The following is a 1,276-nucleotide window of genomic DNA, read 5'->3' as shown; positions in this document are numbered from 1 at the left end:
TCTGCTTAGGCACAGGAGCACATAACGAGGGGCTAGGCCGCTTGCGCTGGACAATTTTCGAAGTCAATTTTATACTTTCTTATCTTTTAAAAAAGGATGAATATAAATTGTTAAGGGAGAGAACAATATGAAGCCAAATTTACAGGATGGGCCGAAGCCTGTATTGGAATCTAATCAAGGCTTTCAAGTTTGGTGGCAGCTGACCCGTCCTCATACTTTAACTGCGGCATTTGTTCCTGTGATCCTTGGGACAGCATTGGCTGTTGAAAAGGGGATATTCCATTTTTGGCTTTTTATCGCGATGTTAACAGCATGCCTATTGATTCAGGCTGCTACCAATATGTTCAATGAATACTATGATTTCAAACGCGGCCTCGATAATGAACATTCGGTAGGAATCAGCGGCACCATCGTCCGGGATGGAATTAAGCCGAAAACCGTCATGAACCTTGCGTTACTTTGTTACGGAATGGCTTTATTATTAGGTGTTTATATTTGTATGAACTCAAGTTGGTATTTGGCGCTGATCGGGCTTGTTTGTATGGCAGTTGGTTATCTGTATACCGGCGGTCCGTACCCAATTTCCTATACACCATTCGGTGAACTAATGTCCGGGTTGTTTATGGGAATGATTATTATTTTAATTTCCTTCTTTATTCAAACCGGAACAGTTACATCAACTAGTATTCTATTCTCGATTCCGATCTTTATTTTAGTAAGTGCCATTAATCTATCAAATAATATCCGAGACCTTGATGGCGATAAAGAAAATGGCCGTAAAACGGTTGCCGTTCTTTTAGGAAAGAAAAAGGCTACTATTCTTTTGGCAATTATGTTTACTTTTTCCTACATTTGGGTTCTGGGTCTGATTATCAGTCATGTGGCTCCAATTTGGACGGCTGTTGTTGTTCTAAGTGCAGCAAAGCCGATTCAAGCGATCAAAGTCTTTAACAAAGGCATCCTTCCAATTCAAATGGCGCCCGCGATGAAGGCAACCGCACAAACAAACACTATCTTTGGATTTTTACTGGCGATCGGCATCTTTGCCGGGCACTTCCTATAACATAAGTTTAATTGATAACGCTTGGAATTTTCCAAGCGTTTTTGTGTACTCGATTTTTTTATCGAAGGATATTTAAACTTAAAAAACAGGGTGGATACTATTTTTTTTGATATTTTTTATCCGGGATATGAAATACAACCCCTAGTTGTTTCATCATGAGAAGTGTCCTTCATCCTAGTTATGAAGCACAATTCTCGGTCGTTTCACCATGTG

1 protein-coding gene is annotated in these 1,276 nt (G+C 39.9%); it reads left to right on the top strand.

Going from position 1 to position 1,276, the window contains the following annotated elements; translation table 11 throughout:
* The first annotated feature begins 127 nt into the window (after nt 1–127).
* On the top strand, nt 128–1,063 hold the full coding sequence (locus BFU02S_RS15885) for a 1,4-dihydroxy-2-naphthoate polyprenyltransferase (RefSeq protein WP_066372783.1): 936 nt from the start codon (nt 128–130) through the stop codon (nt 1,061–1,063).
* The last annotated feature ends 213 nt before the right edge of the window (nt 1,064–1,276 follow it).

The sequence above is a fragment of the Neobacillus fumarioli NBRC 102428 genome (assembly GCF_001591485.1).
GTDB lineage: Bacteria > Bacillota > Bacilli > Bacillales > Cytobacillaceae > Neobacillus > Neobacillus fumarioli.
The sequence above is the reverse complement of the archived record's forward strand: the minus strand, read 5'-3'. Positions and strand labels throughout refer to the sequence as shown.

Coding starts and splice junctions, on each gene's coding strand:
- BFU02S_RS15885 (WP_066372783.1), top strand. CDS start 128: ATGAAGCCAAATTTACAGGATGGGCCGAAGCCTGTATTGGAATCTAAT.